Annotated in this window: 13 protein-coding genes and 1 pseudogene; 8 read left to right on the plus strand and 6 right to left on the minus strand. The window is 66.0% G+C overall.

What is annotated here, in order from left to right; translation table 11 throughout:
• Positions 1–14 precede the first annotated feature (14 nt).
• The 4 genes from HH212_RS20240 to HH212_RS20255 all read right to left on the minus strand — a co-directional run bounded on the left by HH212_RS20240 (position 15) and on the right by HH212_RS20255 (position 4,143).
• Positions 15–1,061 carry a LacI family DNA-binding transcriptional regulator gene (locus tag HH212_RS20240; RefSeq protein ID WP_170204150.1) on the minus strand — a complete coding sequence of 349 codons (1,047 nt, stop codon included), beginning with the start codon at positions 1,059–1,061 and terminating at the stop codon, positions 15–17.
• Positions 1,062–1,077: 16 nt separating this feature from the next.
• Complete coding sequence (locus HH212_RS20245) at positions 1,078–1,965, minus strand: TonB-dependent receptor domain-containing protein (RefSeq protein ID WP_170204151.1); 888 nt, start codon at positions 1,963–1,965, stop codon at positions 1,078–1,080.
• The gene (locus tag HH212_RS20250; RefSeq protein ID WP_170204152.1) at positions 1,962–3,533 is read right to left on the minus strand and encodes a TonB-dependent receptor; all 1,572 of its coding nucleotides are present in this window, start codon (positions 3,531–3,533) and stop codon (positions 1,962–1,964) included. The genes HH212_RS20245 and HH212_RS20250 overlap by 4 nt, the downstream gene beginning before the upstream one ends.
• 343 nt (positions 3,534–3,876) lie before the next feature.
• Positions 3,877–4,143: a pyridoxamine 5'-phosphate oxidase family protein gene (locus tag HH212_RS20255; RefSeq protein ID WP_229217376.1), complete on the minus strand. Its 267-nt coding sequence runs from the start codon at positions 4,141–4,143 to the stop codon at positions 3,877–3,879.
• Between the two features lie 140 nt (positions 4,144–4,283).
• Here HH212_RS20255 and HH212_RS20260 point away from each other — a divergent pair, with 140 nt between their 5' ends.
• From HH212_RS20260 to HH212_RS20290, 7 genes and pseudogenes are all read left to right on the plus strand, one after another.
• Positions 4,284–4,841, plus strand: a complete 558-nt coding sequence (locus HH212_RS20260; protein ID WP_170204153.1) for a recombinase family protein — start codon at positions 4,284–4,286, stop codon at positions 4,839–4,841.
• Between the two features lie 4 nt (positions 4,842–4,845).
• Positions 4,846–7,812, plus strand: coding sequence for a Tn3 family transposase (locus HH212_RS20265; protein ID WP_170204154.1), 2,967 nt, complete (start codon positions 4,846–4,848; stop codon positions 7,810–7,812).
• 33 nt (positions 7,813–7,845) lie between these two features.
• Positions 7,846–8,424, plus strand: a pseudogene (gene bluB / locus HH212_RS20270) (5,6-dimethylbenzimidazole synthase); the annotation flags it as partial.
• Between the two features lie 124 nt (positions 8,425–8,548).
• Entirely contained in the window at positions 8,549–10,567 is a 2,019-nt protein-coding gene (locus HH212_RS20275; protein WP_170204155.1) for a cadherin-like beta sandwich domain-containing protein, read from the plus strand.
• Positions 10,568–10,787: 220 nt separating this feature from the next.
• Entirely contained in the window at positions 10,788–13,268 is a 2,481-nt protein-coding gene (locus HH212_RS20280) for a cellulose-binding domain-containing protein (RefSeq protein WP_170204156.1), read from the plus strand.
• A gap of 107 nt (positions 13,269–13,375) precedes the next feature.
• Positions 13,376–13,972 carry a PEP-CTERM sorting domain-containing protein gene (locus HH212_RS20285; protein WP_170204157.1) on the plus strand — a complete coding sequence of 199 codons (597 nt, stop codon included), beginning with the start codon at positions 13,376–13,378 and terminating at the stop codon, positions 13,970–13,972.
• A 178-nt stretch (positions 13,973–14,150) separates the two neighbouring features.
• Positions 14,151–15,505 (plus strand): IS3 family transposase gene (locus tag HH212_RS20290; RefSeq protein WP_370663882.1). Its coding sequence is split into 2 segments (ribosomal slippage): positions 14,151–14,637 and positions 14,637–15,505, totalling 1,356 coding nucleotides; the frame shifts between segments, so codons are not numbered across the junction.
• A 60-nt stretch (positions 15,506–15,565) separates the two neighbouring features.
• Here HH212_RS20290 and HH212_RS20295 read toward each other — a convergent pair.
• Both HH212_RS20295 and HH212_RS20300 read right to left on the minus strand, forming a co-directional pair.
• Entirely contained in the window at positions 15,566–16,732 is a 1,167-nt protein-coding gene (locus HH212_RS20295) for an endo-1,4-beta-xylanase (RefSeq protein ID WP_229217377.1), read from the minus strand.
• Positions 16,733–16,775: 43 nt separating this feature from the next.
• Positions 16,776–19,034, minus strand: coding sequence for an alpha-glucuronidase family glycosyl hydrolase (locus HH212_RS20300; RefSeq protein WP_229217378.1), 2,259 nt, complete (start codon positions 19,032–19,034; stop codon positions 16,776–16,778).
• A 215-nt stretch (positions 19,035–19,249) separates the two neighbouring features.
• Between HH212_RS20300 and HH212_RS20305 the strand changes: the two genes are divergently transcribed.
• Complete coding sequence (locus HH212_RS20305) at positions 19,250–20,407, plus strand: LacI family DNA-binding transcriptional regulator (RefSeq protein ID WP_170204159.1); 1,158 nt, start codon at positions 19,250–19,252, stop codon at positions 20,405–20,407.
• The last annotated feature ends 180 nt before the right edge of the window (positions 20,408–20,587 follow it).

Raw genomic sequence — 20,587 nt, forward strand, 5'->3', positions numbered from 1 at the left:
TTTGGTGGTGATGGTTAAGTACGCGGTGCCGCCGTCGAGCCCCGGACGACCAGTTCCGGCGCGAACAGCCCGGCTTCGTCGGTCGTGGCCGTGGCCGACGACGGCGCCAGGATGCGCTGCACGGCGGCGTCGGCCATGGCCTGGATCGGCTGGCGCACCGTGGTCAGCGGCGGATCGTGGGCGACCGCGAAAAAGATGTCGTCGATGCCGATCAGCGACACGTCGCGCGGCACCTGCCTGCCCAGCTGCCGCAGGCCGACACCGATCCCGATCGCCATCATGTCGTTGATGCCGATCGCCGCCGTCGGCCGGCTCGCGGCCGCCAGCAGGCGCGCCGCCGCGCTGCGGCCCAGCTCGAACAGCTGGGTATCGCCGTGCGGGTCGCGCGGCGCTTCGCTCGCGTCGACGATGATCAGTTCGCCGGTGAGCCCCGCGCGCGCGACGCCCTGCTGGAAGCCCTTGAGGCGATCCTGGCGGTTCAGCGTGTACGGTGGCGGCGTCACCAGCGCGATCGAGTGGTGGCCCAGGGCGGCCAGGTGGTCGACCGCCAGCGCGGTGGCGCTGACGTTGTCCACCGAGACCGTAGCGATGCGGTCGTGGCTTTCCGAGGAACGCCGGATATCGAAGGCCACGACCGGGCAGCGCGCGGCGATCGTCGCCAGGTGGTCGGTGTCATTCAGCGCGGATCCGGTGACGATGCCTTTCGCGCCGTAGGCCAGCAGGTCGGCGGTGACGGCGCGCTCGCGGTCCGGATCGCGGAAGGTGCTGAACGTCATCACCTGGCAGCCGTCGCGCGCGGCCGCCGTCTCCACCGCGCAGGCTAGCGCCCCGAAGAACTGGTTCGCCAACGAGGGCACCAGCAGGCCGACCATCGCCGCCACGCCGGTCTTGAGCTGGCGCGCCGCGCTGTTCGGGCGGTAGCCCAGCTGCTCGATGGCTTGCTGGATCTTCAGGCGGGTCCCGGGACGCATCTGTTCCATCCGGTTGTTCAGGAAGTTCGAGATGCTCGTGGTCGAGACGCCGGCCAGCCTGGCCACGTCCTGGATTCTGGGTTCGTTCATGGTGTCGTCCGTTCGTTCAGAACGTCATGTCCAGCCGGATCGAGGTGTAACGGAACGCGTCGCGCGCCGGCTGCCAGCCATACGATTTGATGTCGGGTCCGCTGGTCCGCTTGAAGTTCAGGAACGAGCCGACGTTGCCGACCGCGTAGTGCTTGTCGAGCACGTTGCGCACGCCCACCGACAGCTTGTAGCGTCCCGTGGCGTCGGCGACGTGGGCGCCGAGGTCGAGGATGCCGTAGCCCGGGCGGTCGAGGCTCGGGTCCTGGCTGATCGCGCCGCGCACGGCCGACTGGGTGCGCCACTGCGCGTTGACGGCGACCGGATACGGCAGCCAGGCCGCCCGCGGCAGCGTGTATTCGGCGCCCATCGACAGCTTCCACTTGGGCGAATTCGGCATCGCGCCGCCGCTGGCGTCGCGTAGGAAGGCGCCGGGCACCAGGCGGTTCGGAATCGTGCAATCGGTCGCGCCGCTGTAGCAGGTGCCCTGGTCCCAGGACCGGATCGTGGCGCGCGTGAAGGCCAGGTTGGCGTTCAGCAGCAGGGCGCGCGTCGCCAGCACGGTGGCGTCGGCTTCGAAGCCGCGCGTCTGGATCGCCGGGATGCTGTACAGGACGCTGGCCAGGCTGCCGTCCGAGAAGCGCTCGGTGGCCGAGGTCTGGTAGTCGCGGAAGCGGGTCTGGAAAAAGGCTGCGTTGAAGGTGGCGCGGTTGTTCCACAGATTGGCCTTCAGGCCGGCTTCCAGGCTGAACGCTTTCTCGGCCGCCAGCGGCAGGTGGGCGAACACGTTCGGGTTGTTGGCGCCGCTGGTCATGTCGTAGGCGACGCCCTTGTTGCCGGTCGAGGCGGTGCCATAGGCCATCACGTCGCGGGTGACGTGGAAGCTGTAGCCCAGCTTGCCCGTCATCGCCGTCGCCTCGTGCTGGGGGCGACGTAGTAGTACTCGCCGGTGTGCACGTTGTTCGGCGCGGACGACGACAGGCTGTCGATCGTATGGAAGGAATAGTTGTTGGTCTCGCGGTTCAGGCGCAGGCCCGCGCTCAGGCTGTGCCGCGGCGCAAAGTCCCAGTTCGTGTTGGCGTAGATCGCATGGTTCAGGATGCCCGAATCGGTGAGGTAGTTGGTGAAATTCGTTTCCTTCACAAACGGGTTGCCGCGGTAATAGGTCCGATACATGGTATTGCGCGACAGCCACACGCCGACCAGGTAGCGGAACGCACTGCCGTCCGGCGAGGTCAGGCGGAATTCCTGGGTCGATGTCTTGCTGGCCGTGGTGCCGTTGATCATGGGCGGATCGGCGATGCCGGACGGTTTGCCGCTCGCGTTCACCTGGTAGTACGTCGAGATCAGGTCGATGTTGTCGTTGTCGCGGAAGTCATTCGACAGGTTGTTGTCGACCGAGGTGATCGAGGTCAGCGTATGCCCGGCCAGTGGCGAGGCGTCCGGAAACGCGTAGTTGGCGCGCACGCCGATGCCGCGGTCGGTCGACTCCAGCCCGGTCGGCGAATCGTTGCGGATCTCCCGGTTCAAGGGGCCGATGTGGATGTCGCGCAGGACGGCGGTATTCGACAGCGCCGTGTAGTTCTTGTTGTACAGGTAGCCGACGCCCGGATCGATCGCGATGATGGCGGCCGTGTTACCGGTCGACAGCGAGTGGTCGAAATGCGGCGCGATCAGCACGTCGAGGTCGGGCGTCACCCGCCACTGCAGCTTGGCCAGGACGCTCTTACCGCCCGAGCCGTTCTGCATCGTGTCGTTCGTCAGGTTGTGCAGCATGCCCGGGAAATCCGTCTTGCTGACGTACAGGCGCAGCCCGACGTCCTCGCTCAGGCGCCCGCTCAGGGCGGCGGAGGCACGGTATTCGTGGTCGCTGGTACGGTACAGGCTCACGCGGGTCTGCATCGGGCCCGATCCGATCGGCTTGGTCGTCATCAGCACGGCGCCGGCGATCGAGCTCTTGCCGAACAGCGTACTTTGCGGTCCCTTCAGCACTTCCACGCGCACCACGTCGGTCGCATCCTTGAATGCCTGCTGCGCCTGCGAATAAGGGATGTCGTCGACCAGGATCGCGACGTCGCCCTCGATGCCCAGATTGTTGGAGGTGGTGCCGATGCCGCGCATGTTGATGCTGTTGGTGCCGACCTGGGTGCCGACCGAGATCGACAGAGCGGGCGACAGATTGACGATGTCGACTAGTTCGCGCACGTTGTTGCGCTGCAGGGTTTCCTCGCCGAGCACCGAGATAGATGCGGGCACGTCCTCGAGCTTTTCGACCCGGCGGTTGGCGGTGACGACCACTTGCTCGAGCTTGGGTTGTGCGGCGGATGCTGCTTGCCGATCGGCCGGCTGCGAGGCCTCGTCCTTGCCCGCTTGTTGCGCCTGTACAGGGCTCCAGGCCAGCAGCGCCAGCGTGGTCGCGGTGGCGATCGGCAAACGCGCGCAGCGCACCGGCCGGAATGCGGTATGGCTCAACATGTTGTCTCCTTCGTTATTGTAGTTTCGACCGAAACATTTATCTGTATCGTTACAGTAGAAGGGTAAAAAATTCCGGCGTCGGGATGAAGGAAACGTCCCAAAGGATTTACTGTATCGTTATACTGTAGCGATGCAGTGGAGGATATACGAACGGTTCGGCAAGTCAACTGCTTTTTTGTCGCGACGGTCCGGGTGCCTCCGGTCGGGCACCCGCGGTCCGTATCCAAGCAGGAGACGGCGCTCAGAAGATGAGCCGCGCTTCGATGGAATCGTCGAGCGTCTTGCCGACGACGGCGCCGACCGCCGCCTTGGCCGCCGCCACCGCGTCGCCGTGTTTGTTGTCTCAATAGTATCCCGACACGGGCGCGACCTGGACGACGGTGATGCGCGGATCGTTCTCTCCTTCGGTAAACCACGTCCGCGGCAGCGGATTCCACAAGTCCTTGATGCGGCTGGCATCGCGCGAGATGCTGGCGCGGTCGTCCATGCGGACAAATCCGGAATGCTTGTCGGTCTGGAAGGTCAGGGCCACGTTCCGGTCGGCGTCGATCTCGGCGTTCTTGTGGCTGTCGTCGGCGCTGAGGAACCACAGGTTGCCGGCGTCGTCCACCTGCCAAGTTGCAGTACACCCTAATTAGGCGTTAGGAAATCTCGGCAAAGCGCGTCAGGATAGGGTCGCGGAAGCGATTTATTGACACCTGACTGGAAGGCTCATAGATTTCAGCCTGACATTGACAACAGGGAGGTCCCTTGAAAGGCCAACGAATCGGTTACGTCAGGGTCAGCAGTTTCGAGCAGAACCCGGACCGGCAGCTCGAGCACGTACAGGTGGACAGGGTGTTTACCGACAAGGCATCGGGCAAAGACACGCAGCGGCCGCAGCTGGAAGCGCTGCTGGGCTTCGTGCGCGAGGGCGACACCGTGGTCGTGCACAGCATGGACCGTTTGGCCCGCAACCTGGACGACCTACGACGCCTTGTGCAGAGCCTGACCAGGCGCGGCGTGCGGATCGAGTTCGCCAAAGAGTGTTTGGCCTTTACCGGTGAGAACTCGCCAATGGCAAACCTGATGCTGTCGGTGATGGGCGCTTTTGCCGAGTTTGAGCGCGCACTTATCCGTGAACGGCAGCGCGAGGGGATCGCGCTGGCCAAGCAGCGCGGGGCCTACCGCGGCCGCAAAAAAGCGCTCGCGCCCGAGCGCGTGACCGAGCTACGCACTCGGGTCGCCGACGGCAAGCCGAAGGCAACCGTAGCGCGCGACCTCGGCATCAGTCGGGAGACTCTTTACCAATACCTGAAAACAGAATAACCGCATGCCACGTCGTTCGATCCTATCCGCCACCGAGCTTGACAACCTCCTGACCTTACCCACTGCCAAAGACGACCTGATCCGATACTACGAATTCAGCGAATCCGACCTGTCTGTTATCCGGCAGCGGCGCGGCCCTGCCAATCGCCTCGGCTTCGCGGTACAACTCTGCTATCTGCGCTTCCCTGGCGTCATCCTCGGTGCCGACCAGGCACCGTTCCCGGCCCTGCTCAAATTCGTTGCCGAACAGTTGAATGTGCCGGCCGAGTGCTGGGCGGAGTACGGCCAGCGCGACCAGACGCGGCGCGAGCACCTTGTCGAACTGCAGAGCGTTTTCGGCTACCAGCTCTTTACGATGGGCCACTATCGGCGGTCCGTGCACACCTTGACCGAGATCGCCAAGCAGACCGACAAAGGCGTCGTGCTGGCCAGCACCCTCATCGAGAATCTGCGGCAACAATCGGTGATCCAGCCCGCGCTAGGTGCGATCGAGCGAATCTGTGCGGAAGCGATCACGCGGGCTAACCGGCACATCTACGCCACGTTGTGTAAGCCGCTATCGTCTCTGCACCGCCGACGGCTGGGTGACCTGCTCAATCGACGGGACAACGGCAGGACAACGTGGCTGGCTTGGCTGCGCCAGTCGCCGGCCAAGCCGAATTCACGCCACATGCTAGAACACATCGAGCGCCTGAAGGTCTGGCAGGCGATTGGTCTACCTGAGGGGATCGATCTGCTGGTTCACCAAAACCGTCTACTCAAGATCGCCCGGGAGGGTGGTCAGATGACGCCGGCCGACCTGGCGAAGTTCGAACCTCAACGGCGTTACGCCACGCTGGCCGCATTGGCGATCGACGGCGCGGCAACCGTGATTGATGAAATCATCGACCTACACGACCGCATCCTCGGCAAACTGTTCAACGCGGCCAGGAACAAGCATCAGCAGCAGTTCCAGGCGTCCGGCAAGGCTATCAACGACAAGCTGAAACTGTACGGCCGCATCGGTCAGGCCCTATTGGAAGCCAAGCAATCGGGTGCAGACCCGTTCGCGGCCATCGAAGGGGTGATGTCCTGGAATGCGTTCGCCGAAAGCGTCACCGAGGCGCAAAAGCTCGCCCAGCCTGGCGATTTCGATTTCCTGCACCGGGTTGGCGAGAGTTACGCGACCTTGCGCCGATACGCGCCCGCGTTCCTCGATGTGCTCAAGCTGCGCGCGGCGCCGGCTGCCCGTGATGTGCTTGATGCGATCGACGTGCTGCGAACCATGAACGCCGACAATGCCCGCAAGCTGCCGGCAGGGGCGCCGACTGACTTCATCAAAAGACGGTGGGAAAAGCTGGTCATGACCGACGCAGGCCTCGACCGCCGCTACTACGAGCTGTGCGCGTTGTCGGAGCTGAAGAACGCGCTGCGCTCGGGAGACGTCTGGGTGCAGGGATCGCGCCAGTTCAAGGATTTCGAGGACTACCTGGTGCCGATCGACAGGTTCGCGGCGTTGAAGATCGCGGGCGATCTGCCGCTGTCGGTGGCCACGGACGGCGACCGCTACCTGCATGACCGGATCGGCTTGCTGGAACAGCAGCTGGCCGAGGTCAACCGGATGGCCTTGGCCAATGACTTGCCGGATGCGGTGCTCACGGAATCGGGCTTGAAGATTACGCCGCTTGACGCGGTAGTGCCTGACGGCGCTCAGATCCTGGTAGACCAGACTGCAGCCATCCTCCCACACATCAAGATCACAGAGCTGCTATTGGAAGTGGACGAATGGACCGGGTTCACTCGACACTTCATGCATTTGAAGTCCGGTGACATGGCCAAGGACAAGAATTTGCTGCTCACGACGATCCTTGCCGACGCGATCAACCTGGGCCTGACCAAAATGGCCGAGTCGTGCCCTGGCACGACATACTCGAAGCTGGCGTGGCTGCAGGCCTGGCACATCCGCGACGACACCTATTCCGCTGCGCTGGCCGAGCTGGTCAATGCACAGTCCCGACATCCCTTCGCGAAACACTGGGGTGACGGCACCACGTCGTCCTCGGACGGCCAGCGCTTCAGGGCTGGCAACAAGGCCGAGAGCACTGGCCACATCAACCCGAAATACGGCAGTGAGCCAGGGCGGCTGTTCTATACCCACATTTCGGACCAGTACGCGCCGTTTCATACAAAGGTTGTCAACGTCGGCGTGCGCGACTCGACCTATGTGCTCGACGGCCTTCTGTACCACGAGTCCGATTTGCGGATCGAGGAACACTACACTGACACGGCCGGCTTTACTGATCACGTTTTTGCGTTGATGCACCTGCTCGGGTTCAGGTTCGCGCCGCGCATCCGCGACCTGGGCGATACTAAGCTCTACCTCTCGAGGAACGATGTTAGCTATGACGGACTCAAGTCGATGATCGGCGGGACGCTCAACATCAAGCACGTTCGCGCTCACTGGGATGAGATTCTGAGGCTGGCCACGTCGATCAAGCAGGGGATGATCACGGCGTCCTTGATGCTGAGGAAGCTAGGTAGTTATCCGCGCCAGAACGGCCTGGCTGTCGCGTTGCGCGAGCTGGGACGGATTGAGCGAACGCTGTTCATCCTCGACTGGCTGCAGAGCGTCGAGCTACGGCGCCGCGTGCACGCAGGGCTCAACAAGGGCGAAGCGCGCAACGCCTTGGCGCGTGCCGTGTTTTTCAATCGTCTTGGCGAGATCCGCGATCGGGGCTTCGAGCAGCAGCGTTACAGAGCAAGCGGCCTCAATCTGGTGACGGCCGCCATCGTACTCTGGAATACCGTCTACCTTGAGCGGGCCACGAATGCGCTGCGTGGCCATGGCCAGAGCGTCGATATCGGCCTGTTGCAGTACCTATCGCCGCTTGGCTGGGAACATATCAATCTGACAGGCGATTACGTGTGGCGTAGCAGTGCGAAGGTAGGTGCCGGCAAGTTCAGACCACTGAGACCGCGCCAAACGGCTTAGCGTGCTTTATTTTCCGTTTTCTGAGGCGACCCCTTCCTGCCGACGCCGATCGACCCCGCGCAGCTGGCACGCTTCGTGGCGGCCGCGCACAGCGCGCCCAGCGTCGGCCTGATGCAGCCATGGCGCTTCATCCGCATCGCCGACCGCGCGCTGCGCCAGGCCATCCACGCCCACGTCGAGGAAGAGCGCGTGCAGACCGCGCACGCGCTCGGCCGGCGCGCCGACGACTTCATGCGCCTGAAGGTGGAGGGCATCCTCGATTGCGCCGAGGTGCTGGTGGTGGGCCTGATGGACAAGCGCGAACCCTACGTGTTCGGGCGCCGCACCATGCCGCAGATGGACCTGGCCTCGGCATCGTGCGCGATCCAGAACTTCTGGCTGGCGGCGCGCGCCGAGGGCATCGGGGCAGGGTGGGTGTCGCTGTTCGATCCGCAGCGCATCCGGGAACTGTGCGCGATGCCGGCGGACAGCGTGCCGATCGCGGTGTTGTGCGTCGGCCACGTGGAAGCGTTCTACGCGGCGCCGATGCTGGAGGAAGAGGGCTGGGACAAGCGCCAGCCGGTGGCGGGCGTGCTGTACGAGGATGCCTGGGCGGCGGCGCCGGGCGGCTGAGCGCCGCGGACACGCGTAAAGATAGGTAAACGTGCTTGAAGGGGGCGTGCGCGCTGAATAGGATGGGCTCGTACATACGGCCGGCCCGGCCGGCTTCGCGACCAACCTACTCAAGGCACGACACATGGCAAACGACTTGCGGGATCAGCGGCGCGCCCACGCCGACCACGACAACCCGTCTTCGCAGGCGCCCGGCGAACGTCCATCCCGGCCCGACGAGACGCTTCCTCCGGTGTCGAAGCGGCGCCAGGCCCTGGGCGGCGCCCTCGGTACCCTCAGCGCGCTCGCCCTGGCGGCGTGCGGCGGGAGTTCGGGCGGAAGCACCTCCTCGTCCAGCAATGCGGCCCTGGCCGGCCTGAGCGTCTCGTCGGGCGCGCTGTCGCCGACCTTCGTCGCGACCACCGCGGCCTACACGGTGGCGGTGGCCAACGGCGTGGCGTCGATCGCGTTCGTGCCCACCGTTGCCGACAGCGCCGCCAGCGTCAAGATCAACGGCAGCGCCGTCGCCAGCGGCGCCACCTCCGCCGCGGTAACGCTGGCGGTGGGGGCGAATACCGTGTCGATCGTCGTCACGGCCGGCAACGGCACCAGCACGCAGACCTATACCGTGGTCGTCACGCGCGCCGCAGCGACCGCCTCCAGCGTCGCCACCCTGTCGGCCCTGAGCGTCTCGGCCGGCACCCTGTCGCCGGCGTTTGCCAGCGGCACCAGCGCCTACGCCGTGGCGGTGGCCAGCACGGTCAGTACCATCACGCTCACGCCGACGGCCGCGAACACGTCGGCGACGGTGCTGGTGAACGGCCAGGCCGTGGCCAGCGGCGCCGCCTCCGCGGCCATCTCCCTGAGCGCCGGCGTGACCACGATCAGCATCCTCGTCACCGCGCAGGACGGCGTGACGACGCTCACCTACACCGTCTCCGTGACCCGCGCCACCTCGACCGTCAGCAGCGACGCCACGCTGCGCGCCCTGTCGCTGTCGTCCGGTGTGCTGTCGCCCGCGTTCAGCGCCTCCATGCTGGCCTACACGGCGACGGTCGCCAACAACGTCGCTTCCTTGACCGTCGTGGCCTCGCCCAGCAACGGCAACGCCACGGTGACCGTCAACGGCAGCGCGACCAACGGCGAGGGCAGCTCGTCCGCCATCGCGCTGGCGGTGGGCAGCAACGCCATCACCGTGGTCGTGCGCGCGCAGGACGGCAGCACCGTGTCCACCACGACCGTCAGCGTCACCCGCGAGGCCGCAACCACCTCGACGCTCGCCACGCTGAGCGCGCTGACCCTGTCCAGCGGCAGCCTGTCGCCGACCTTCAGCGCCGCCACCACCGCGTACACGGCGGCGGTGGCCAACAGCGTGGCGTCGATCACGGTGACGCCGACGACGTCGAGCAGCGCCGCCAGTGTCACCGTCAACGGGACGACGGTGGCCAGCGGCAGCGCCGCCAGCATCGCGCTGGCGGTCGGCAGCAATACGCTCACCATCGTCGTGACCGCCCAGGACGGCGCCACGCGCACCACCTACACCGCGACCGTCACCCGCGCCGCGGTCGGCAGCTGCACGCTGACCGCCAGCGAGACCGACGGGCCGTATCCGCTGTACGCCGTCCTGACCAACTCGACCATCCGCCGCAGCGACATCACCGAGGGCAAGACCGGCGTGCCGCTGACGCTGACCATCACGCTGCAAGACCTCAGCAACGGCTGCACCCCGGTGGCCGGCGCGGCGATCTATATCTGGCACTGTGACAAGGACGGCTTGTATTCGGGCTACAGCAGCAACCAGAACGCCGGGCAGGCCGGCCTGACCTACCTGCGCGGCGTGCAGACCACCGATGCCAACGGCCAGGTGACGTTCACCACCATCTTCCCCGGCTGGTACGTCGGCAGGATTACCCACATCCATGCCCAGGTGTACGTGACGAACAGCTTGGGCGGCACGGCCACGGCCACCACGCAGTTCGCGTTCCCGCAGGCGGTAACCGCGGCCGTGTATGCGAGTTCGCTGTACACGAAAGGGCAGAACACCTCGGTGACCTCGTTTTCGGCTGATAACGTCTTCAGCGACGGCACCAGCACCGAGATGCTCGACACCAGCGGCAGCGTGGCGGCCGGCTACCAGGCCGCTATCACGGTGACGATCGCCTGACCGGCCCCGCTGTTCCATCGCCGCAGCGACGCTTTCACCGAAGCATCCGCTGCGGCAAGACGGTCGGGCCGGTATGCAAAGGTGTTAGCGCACAACATATTTGTTAACGAATTGCCTCCTGTCTCACATTTCGGTTGATTTCTTGTGCAGATTTCATAACACTGCATAAAGAACGCGCGCTTCGGCCACACGAAGCCCATCGAAAAAACGGAGGAGACAAATGAAAACCAAACGCCTGGCCGCGCTCGTCGCGGCCGGCCTGTTCGCGTGCGCGCACGCGTCGGCCGAGCACTACCACTGGGACAGCGTCGCCGTCGGCGGCGGCGGCTACGTCACCGGCATCATCCCCAGCAAGAGCGAGCGCGGCGTAGTGTATGCGCGCACCGATGTCGGCGGCGCCTACCGCTACGACGCCGCCAGCGGACGCTGGGTGGCGCTGCTGGACTGGGTGTCCGACGGCGAGACCGGCCTGCAGGGCGTCGAGTCGCTGGCGATCGATCCCAACGATGCCGCCAACGTCTACCTGCTGGCCGGCACCAGCTACTTCAACAACGGCAAGACCGTCATCCTGCATTCGACCGACTACGGCCGCAGCTTCAAGACCATCGACGTCACCGGCAAATTCAAGGCGCACGGCAACGGCATGGGGCGCCAGTCCGGCGAAAAGCTGCAGGTCGATCCGGGCGACGGCGCGGTGGTGTACGCCGGCACCCGGCGCGACGGCCTGTTCCGCAGCCTGGATGCCGGCGTTACCTGGAACCGCCTGGATTCGCTGCCGGTGACGGCCACCGCCAACGACAACGGCATCGGCTTCGTGCTGCTCGACCCCACCAGCGTCGACAACGGCCGCGCGCAGCGCATCTTCGTGGGCGTCTCGCGCTTCGGTTCGGCCGGCCCCAACCTGTATTTCAGCTACGACGGCGGCGACAGCTTCGAGCCGGTGGCGGGCGGCCCGGCCGGCCTGATGCCGCAGCGCGCCGTGCTGTCGCCGGACGGCGCGCTGGTGGTCACCTACGCCAACGGCGCCGGTCCCTACGGCACCACGGCCGAGCCGTTCGACCGCGGCCAGATCTGGGAATACGATGCCGCCGGCGGCAACTGGACCAACGTCACGCCGGCCGGCCTGGGCAACCCGTTCAGCGGCATCAGCATGGACCCGCGCGACCCGAAGCACCTGGTCGCCTCGACCATCAACACCTGGAAGCTGCAGCACGACAATGCCTACGGCGACCGTATCTACAGCTCGCGCGACGGCGGCCGCAACTGGAGCGACGTGGTGCAGCGCGGCTTCAGGCTGGACAGCAAGGGCGTGGACTGGATCAAGACCGAGGCGGTCCACTGGGCCGGCAGCGTCGAATTCGATCCCTTCGACACGCGCCAGGCCTGGGTCACTTCCGGCAACGGCGTGTTCAAGACGCCCGACATCGATGCCGCCGCGCCGACCTGGAACTTCGACGTGGCCGGGCTCGAGGAAACCGTGCCGACCGCCGCCGAGAGCGTGGCCGGCGCACCCTTCGTGTCCGTCATGCTCGACTACGACGGCTTCGTCCAGCGTAGCCCGGACGCCTACGGCAGCATCCACCAGCCGCGCATGGGCAGCACGTCCGGCCTGGCGGTCGCCGCGCGCAACCCGAACGTCATGGCGCGCGCCGGCAGCGCCCTGTATACCACCACCAACGGCGGCGCCGGCTGGACCCGGTCGGCCACGATCAACGGCAGCCAGGGACAATTGGCGCTATCGGCCGACGGCTACGCACTGCTGCACAGCCCGTCGAATTCCGCCACCAGCTACCGCTCGACCGATTTCGGCACCAACTGGCGCGCCATCGCCGGCCTGGCGGTGCGCAACGCGCGCCCGGTCGCCGACCGCGTGAATCCGACCAAATTCTATGCCTTCGACGGCGGCAGCTTCTACGCCAGCGCGGACGGCGGCGCCTCGTTCGCCGTGAAAAGCACGCTGGCGGGCGGCGGCGCCAGCCTGGTGCGCGCAACGCCGGAACGCGAAGGCGACGTCTGGGTATGCCTGAACGACGGCGTGGCGCACACCGTCGACGGCGGCGCCACGTTCGCCAGGCTGGCGGCGGTCTCGGCCTGCGGCGCCATCGGCCTGGGCAAGGCTGCGCCGGGCAGCGACTATCCGGCCCTGTACATGTGGGGCACGGTGGGCACGGTGCACGGCCTGCTGCGCTCGATCGACAAGGGCGCGAGCTGGGTGCGCGTCAACGACGACGCCCACGAATACGGCGGTACCGGCAACGGCCAGTTCGTGGTCGGCGACATGAACACCTACGGCATGGTCTACATGAGCACCGTGGGCCGCGGCATCGTCTACGGCATGGTCGCGGACAACGGCGAGGTGACGGTGACGCCGGCGGTGGCGACGCCGGGCACGCCGTCCGCGCCGGTCAACAAGTGCGAGTACCTGGTGACCGCATCGTGGAGCGGCGGCTACAACGCGGCGGTGCGCATCACCAACAACCGCGCCAACCCGGTCAACGGCTGGACCGTCGGCTGGACCTACAGCGACGGCTCGGTCGTGCAGGGTTCCTGGAACGCCGCCGTGACGGGCACGCCGCCGACCTATAGCGCGAGCGCCAACCAGAGCTGGAACACGGTGATCGCGCCGGGCGGTACGGCCGAATTCGGCCTGACGGTGAGCGGCTCGGCGCTGCCGACGGTGACCGGCGACGTCTGCAACTGAAGGAAACGGCGCCTCGCACAACCGCCGCACGCCGGCCATGCGGCGCGCAGCGGCTTGCCGAGGCGCCCCGGAACGACAACGATAACGATAACCATATGAGGACTAGCATGACACTCCGACTCCTGCCGCTGCTGGCCGCCCTGGCCGCGTCAAACCTGGCCGCTGCCCACGCCGGCGCCGCCGTGCTGAACTTCGACGACCTCGACGCCAAGGGCAAGCTGTCCACGATCGGCGCCTACAACCCCTACGGCGGCTTCACCTTCGACCGCAACTGGTACCTGGGCGACACCACGGTGGGCGGCTACGCCAACGCCGCCCACTCCGGCGGCAACTTCGTCAACAACGGCTTCGGCGTGAACCGCCTCAGCGTGACCAGCGCGAACGCCTTCGACTTCGCCGGCGCCTGGTTCGCGGCGCCGGCCATCAACGGCACGCAGGCCACCTCGGTCAACATCATGGGCTACGATGCGCTCGGCGCGCTGGTCGGCAGCACCGGCGACGTGGCCATCACCAACAGCTTCGCCTTCGTCGCCGCCAATTTTATCGGCGTGACGCGCCTGGTGATCTCGCGCGACAAGGGCTTTTTCGTGATGGACGATTTCACGGTGGCGGACGCGGCGCAGGTGCCGGAACCGGCGGGGCTGTTCGCGCTGGGGCTGGGGTTGGTGGGGTGGATGGCGCGCAGGCCGCGGCGGAGGGCTTGAGGCGCTGAGCCTGCGTCGTCCCCGCGGATGCGGGGACCCATGCTGAAGTGCCGAAATCGCTCCGATCAACAGTACGGAAACGCTTCGGATATCGGCTTTGGATGCTCGGTATGGGTCCCCGCCTTGAACTGCCCTAAGGAAGTTGGACAGGAAAACCGTTCAACTTTCGAAGGATCAGATGTTCAAGTATCTAGACGAATTCAAGCACAAGGTAGTGCTGGAGTACTTCAGCGGTACCATGGGTTTCCGCCGTTTGTCGGCGCATCACGAGGTAAATATTGGATCGGTCAAACGATGGGTAGCGGCTTATCGTTTGCATGGGATGGAAGGAATCAGCCGCAAGGTAACGCGCTATGATGCCCAGTTTAAGCTGTCGGCACTACAGTACATGTGGGACAATGGATTGTCGATGAAACAGACGGCAGCCATCTTCAATGTTCGCAACCCGACCAGTATTGGGATATGGGAGAGCCGCTATAGCAGCGGTGGCTTGGAGGCATTGGCCAAGCCGCACAATCACGCTCGCCAAATGAAAGCACCTACGAAAAAACCTGCCGCCAAACCTGATGCCGAACGTACGCTTGATGAGGTGCTCAAGGAAAACGAGTACTTGCGTATGGAGGTAGAGGTTCTAAAAAAGCTGCAAGCCTTAGCTCAAGCACAAAAGCAGCCCGCGCCCAAAAAGCGCAGGTAGTGCATGAATTAAGGCAAAAATACCCAATTGTTACCCTGCTCAAGATCGTCAATCTTCCCAAGAGCAATTTTTACTATTGGGACAAGGCCAGGCAAAGGCCAGATAGACACGAAGGCATCAAACAGCTTATCAAGATGACGTTTGATGCGCACAAAGGGCGTTACGGCTACCGCCGCGTAGCAAGCGCCTTGGTACAGGCAGGTAAAAAAATTCATGCCAATACCGTCCAACGGCTGATGCAGGCAGAAGGATTGAAGTCGTCACAACGAGTTAAACGATATAAATCGTATAAAGGTCAAGTAGGCATAGTCGCGCCAAATGTGCTCAAGCGGGAGTTTACTGCAGGCGAACCTAACCAGAAATGGGTCACTGACGTCACCGAGTTCAAAGTAGGGCAAGACAAGCTGTACTTCTCACCAATCAAGGATTTGTTTAACGGGGAAATCGTTGCGTATTCATTCGATACACGGCCAGTGTTCACCCTGGTAACTTCAATGCTCACGAAGGCACAGCAAAAGCTGGGCATCAATGAAAAACCAATGCTTCATTCGGACCAGGGCTGGCATTACCAGATGACTCAATACCGCAAGATGCTGAGCGACGCCGGCATGGAGCAAAGCATGTCCAACAAAGGTAACTGCTACGACAACGCGTCCATGGAAAGCTTCTTCGGCATCTTGAAGTCAGAGTGTTTCCACAATCACAAATTTGCCAGCATCGATGACCTAAAGAAGACCATCGTGGATTACGTGCAGTATTACAATCAAGACCGGATCAGGATCGGCCTTGGCGGCATGAGTCCTGTTCAATATAGACTAGCACACGCCAAGACCGCATAATCCCCCTGTCCAACTTTCTTAGGTCACTTCACCTTCGCGGGGACGACGTTACGGGTTGGTTCAGGCCTGCCGCGCCGGCATGCCGCGCATCGCCGCCGCGATCGCCTCGCGCAGCGGCTTGGCGCGCAGCTGGGCGTCGTAGGGACACGGGCGCATCGGCAGCTTGTCCTTGCGCGGCGCTTCGTCCCAGGTCTGCAGCCAGCTGATGTTGTCCGACATGCCCCACAACAGGAAGTCGCGCAGGCCCGGGTACGACAGCGTCAGGTCGAGGTAGTCGCGCGCCGCTGCGGCCACGCCGGCGTCGCGGCGGGCGATGTCGGCCGGCAGGCGGCGGTCGTTGACGTCGAACTCGGTGATCAACAGGCCGTAACCCATGCCGGTGACCTCGTCCAGGAAACGGCGCCATTCCGCCAGGTCGCGCTGCCTGCCGCTCGTGCCCTGGTTTTTGCCGCCATCGATGTCGTCCCACGAGCCGATGTGGCTCTGCAGGCCGAGCGCGTCGACCGGCGTACCGCGCTTTTTCAGTTCCGCCAGCAGCGCCAGCACGCCGGCGCGGTGCCTGGCGCTGCCGGCGTCGCCGCGCATATAGTCGTTGTAGACCAGCTGCGCATGCGGCGCGTACTCGTGCGCCAGGCGGAACGCCAGGTCGATCTGCTCGATGGCGCCGAGCGGGCGGGTGAGGGCGTTCTGGCGCAGCTTGCCGTCGGCCGGGTCGACCGCTTCGTTGACCACGTCCCAGCTGTCCAATGCGCTGCCGAAATGCTCGCACACGGTCTTGACGTGCTTGCGCATCAGTGCTTCCACGCCGCGCTTCGGGTCTGCGCCGAAGTCTTCCCTGGCGACCCAGGCCGGCAGCCATTTCTCGGCCTGCCAGAACAGGTTGTGGCCGCGCATCGCCATGCCCTTGTCCCTGGCCCAGGCCAGCATGGCGTCGGCCGGGCCGAAGCGGTAGGCGTCGCGCGCCGGTTCCAGGCCCTGCCACTTCATCTCGTTCTCGGCCACGATGATGCCGCATTCGCGCTCGACCAGCGCGCGGTAGGCCGCGTCGCCGAACTGGTTGCGGCCGCCGCCGACCGCGGTGCCGAAGCGCAGGCCCTTGCGGCGTGCGATCTCCTTCAGCGGTTCGGCCGCGTCGGCCGCAGCGGCGTGTGACAGGCCGGGCAGGGCGAGGGCCGGCAGCAGGGTGGCGCCGGCGAGGGCGCCGAGCATGGTGCGTCGTGTGGTCATGCTTGTCTCCGATTGCGATCGTTATGGGGATGGATCATTGCGTTCAGCCGTGGCCGGGCGCGAAGGGAAAACGCAGTGCCTGGTAGTATTCGAGCGGATGCGCGGGCGCGCGCGTGCCGGGCGGCAGCGCCAGGCCCGAAACATGCTGGAAGTAGGCCAGGCAGGCGTCGCGCCACCACACGGCGTCGGCATGCTGGCGCGCCAGGCGCTGGGCCACGTCGCCGCCGCGGCGCGCGTCAACCAGCGGGCGCACGCGCTCCCAGCCGGCCTGCAGCGCCGCCGCTTCCGCCACGCCGCGGTCGTAGTGCGCCACCAGTTCCTGCCACAGGGTGCGGCCGGACGGCATGCGGTAGTCCCACGGCAGGTGGTGGAACCACAGCAGCAGTTCGGAAGGGGTAGTGGCCGGGTCGGCGAAGCGGCGCGCCACCTCGGGCGCGTACTGGAACACCGCCTTGCTGCCGGCGGCGCCGCGTTCGAAGCCGATGCCGTCGCGCCCGGCGCGGTGGTAATACACCGGGTTCCAGTCGGGCCGCTCCAGGTCGTCGATCCAGGGCGCCGGGCCGTGGTGGTGGCCGGTGCCCATGATGTGGTGCAGGCCGAGCGGCGTCATGTAGTCGACCACCGCCTCGCGCGAGCGCATCATCAGCGCCGTCACCGGCTCGGTCACGCGTGCGTCCGTGGACCAGGTCTGCGCCGCCCATTCGCGCGCGATGGCGCGGCTGTCGCCGAGCGGGTCCCAGGCCAGGCGGCCGAAGGCGTACCAGTTGGCCTGGTCGAAGTCCGAGCCGGACCAGTTGCGGCTGCTGCCGATGTTGGCCACGCCGGCGATCCCACCCACCTTTGCGACATCGTGACCGCCTTCGAGCACCTGCGCCACCGTCAGCGCCGGCGCCGCGGCGCCGCCGGCGCGGGTGTCGAAGCGCAGTGCTTCCTCGAACAGCGGCCCCAGGTAGGCCAGGTGGGTGGCGAAACCGAGGTACTCCTTGGTGATCTGGAATTCCATCATCAGCGGCGTGGCCGGCATGGCGCCGAACAGCGGGTGCACGGGCTCGCGCGGCTGGAAGTCGATCGGCCCGTTCTTCACCTGCACGATGACGTTGGCGTCGAAGCTGCCGTCCAGCGGCTTGAACTGCTCGTAGGCCTGGGCGGCGCGGTCGTTGTTCTGGCTCGGGTGCGACGCCGGGTTGTAGACGAAGGCGCGCCACATCACGATGCCGCCGTGCGGCGCCAGCGCGCGCGCCAGCATGTTGGCGCCTTCGGCGTGGTTGCGGCCGTAGTCCTGCGGTCCCGGCTGTCCTTCGGAATTGGCTTTCACCAGGAAGCCGCCGAAATCCGGTATCGCCGCGTACAGTTCGTCCGCCTTGGCGCGCCACCAGGCCGCCACCGCCGGGTCGAGCGGGTCGGCGGTTTTGGTGGCGCCCAGTTCCAGCGGGGTCGACCAGCGCACCGACAGGTAGACGCGCATGCCGTACGGGCGCAGCACGCCGGCCACGGCGGCGGCCTTGGCGATGAAGGGCGCGGACAGCACCGCGGCCTTGGCGTTGACGTTGTTCAGCACCGCGCCGTTGATGCCGAGCGAGGCGTTGGCGCGCGCATAGTCGGTGGTGCGCGGGTCGATCACGTCCGGCAGTTCCCACCAGTTCCAGATCGATTCGCCGGCATAGCCGCGCTCCACGGTGCGGTCGAGGTTGTCCCAGTGGTCGAGGATGCGGCGTGGCAGGGCCGGGCTGGACGCCAGTTCGATGCGCGCCAGGTCCCGATCGGCCGCGCCGGTGCCGGTCTGCAGCGCGCGCAGCCAGGCGAAGCTGCCGTACAGCAGGCCGGTATCGGCGTTGGCGGCGATCAGGATCACGTCCGCATCGCGCAGGCGGGTGCGCTGCACCAGGTAGCCTTCCGGCCCCAGCGCGCGCAGCCTGGCCTGGCCGGCAAACGACGGCGGCAGGTCGGCGGCGCGCGCCAGCACCACGCTGCCGGCGGCGAGCCGGGTCGCTGCTATTGCGGCGGCGGGCGTGGCCGGCGTGCGGCCCAGCAGGCCGGCCAGCCCGCGCTGCAGCTCGGCGCGCGCGGCGCGCACGGTCGGGCTGTCCGGCGCCAGGGTGACGATGGCGGCGGCGCTGTCCTGCAATTGCGCGCGCGCGGTGGCCGGCAGGGGGCGGTAGCGCAGCCACAGCTCGTAGCCGTCTTCGTCGGCGGCCAGCGCGGGCCGCGCGAGGACCAAGCCGATGAGGCATGCCGCCAGCAGGCGCGCCGCCAGGAACAAGACAGAATGCGCGGCTGGACGGCGCGGGAAAAGTCGCTGCACGAGGTGTCTCCGGTTGTTTTCTTGACTGCGTTTTTTATGGAAGCGTGGCTCGTGCGAGCTTAACCGGCGGCGCGATGTTAGCGCAAACCTTATTTCGATGAAATCGATTTCTGGGGCCATTGCCGAGCTAGGCGGCCTATCTACCGCCATCGCTGGGGGTGATGTTCCTGTGCTAAGATAGCGCAAACAACCGCTAGCATAAGGACGCGCCGGACATGACGAAAGCCAAAGTAGAGACCATGCAGGAAGAGGTCGAGCGCCGCGGCCAGCCGACCATGGCCGACGTCGCCAAGCTGGCGGGCGTGTCCGCGATGACGGTGTCGCGCGTCATGAACGGCAAGGGCCTGGTGCGCGAGAGCACGCGGCGCAAGGTGGCCGATGCCGTCACCGCCCTGAACTACACCCCCAACCAGGAAGCGCGCAATCTGGCCGGTTCCAAGCCGATCCGCGTCGGTTTCCTGTACAGCAATCCGAGCGCCGGCTACCTGAGCGAATTCCTGGTCGGCCTGCTGAACCAGTCGGGCCTGAACAACGTGCAGCTGTTCGTCGAGAAGTGCGAGGCCGGCCAGCACGAGGAAGCGCAGACCCGCCACCTGATCGAGAACGGCCTGGACGGCATCATCCTGCCGCCGCCGCTGTGCGACAGCGAGGCCGTCATCGCCTGCATCGCCGATTCCGGCATCCCGGCGGTGGTGGTGGCCTGCGGCCTGCCGGACGAGCGCGTGGGCGCGGTCAGCGTCGACGACTACGAGGCCGCCCACCACATGACGCGCCACCTGATCGCCCTGGGCCACCAGCGCATCGGCTTCGTGGTCGGCCACCCGAACCAGACCGCCAGCGCGCGCCGCCTGGCCGGCCACCGCGCCGCCATCGAGGAAAAGGGCGCCGACAAGTCGGAAGAACTGGTGGTGCAGGGCATGTTCACCTACCGCTCCGGCCTGGACGCGGCCGAGCACCTGCTGGCGCTGGACGAACGTCCCAGCGCGATCTTCGCCAGCAACGACGACATGGCCGCCGCCGCGGTGGCGGTGGCGCACCGCCTGGGGCTGGACGTGCCGGGCGACCTGACCGTCACCGGCTTCGACGACACCGCGCTGGCCACCACCATCTGGCCGGAGCTGACCACCGTGCGCCAGCCGATCGCCGAGATGGCGCGCGAAGCGGTGCAGTCGCTGGTGCGGCGCGTGCGCGCCCAGCGCGAAGGCGTGGCGGCGGCCCCGGAGCGGGTGCGCATGGACTTCGAGCTGGTGCGGCGCCAGTCCGACGCCGCCCCGCGCGTGCGCCCGCCGGCGCGCCTGCCGAGCGTCAAGATGCCGGCCAAGCCGGTCGCCAAGGGCGGCGCCGGCGCCAAGCGCGCGCACGCCGCCGGTTGAACCGGCTTGCCGACGCGTCCGGCCGCTGCATGGAGCGCGGCGACGCGGGTGCCGCATGAACGCGTGGACGGCGCGCGCGTCGCGTCGAATCGCACGTCCCCACCGAGCCGTCCACCCTGCGCCAGCATCACTCGTAGGCGCCCACTATTTCATTGACAACCACTAATTTCGCCGTTTAGA

Source organism: Massilia forsythiae (assembly GCF_012849555.1).
GTDB lineage: Bacteria > Pseudomonadota > Gammaproteobacteria > Burkholderiales > Burkholderiaceae_D > Telluria > Telluria forsythiae.

What these genes read in the sequence shown, in the direction of transcription:
- HH212_RS20265 (WP_170204154.1), top strand. Translation starts at nt 4,846, where the DNA reads ATGCCACGTCGTTCGATCCTATCCGCCACCGAGCTTGACAACCTCCTG.
- HH212_RS20245 (WP_170204151.1), bottom strand. Translation starts at nt 1,965, where the DNA reads ATGACGGGCAAGCTGGGCTACAGCTTCCACGTCACCCGCGACGTGATG.
- HH212_RS20295 (WP_229217377.1), bottom strand. Translation starts at nt 16,732, where the DNA reads ATGACCACACGACGCACCATGCTCGGCGCCCTCGCCGGCGCCACCCTG.
- HH212_RS20280 (WP_170204156.1), top strand. Translation starts at nt 10,788, where the DNA reads ATGAAAACCAAACGCCTGGCCGCGCTCGTCGCGGCCGGCCTGTTCGCG.
- HH212_RS20285 (WP_170204157.1), top strand. Translation starts at nt 13,376, where the DNA reads ATGACACTCCGACTCCTGCCGCTGCTGGCCGCCCTGGCCGCGTCAAAC.
- HH212_RS20305 (WP_170204159.1), top strand. Translation starts at nt 19,250, where the DNA reads ATGACGAAAGCCAAAGTAGAGACCATGCAGGAAGAGGTCGAGCGCCGC.
- HH212_RS20240 (WP_170204150.1), bottom strand. Translation starts at nt 1,061, where the DNA reads ATGAACGAACCCAGAATCCAGGACGTGGCCAGGCTGGCCGGCGTCTCG.
- HH212_RS20275 (WP_170204155.1), top strand. Translation starts at nt 8,549, where the DNA reads ATGGCAAACGACTTGCGGGATCAGCGGCGCGCCCACGCCGACCACGAC.
- HH212_RS20250 (WP_170204152.1), bottom strand. Translation starts at nt 3,533, where the DNA reads ATGTTGAGCCATACCGCATTCCGGCCGGTGCGCTGCGCGCGTTTGCCG.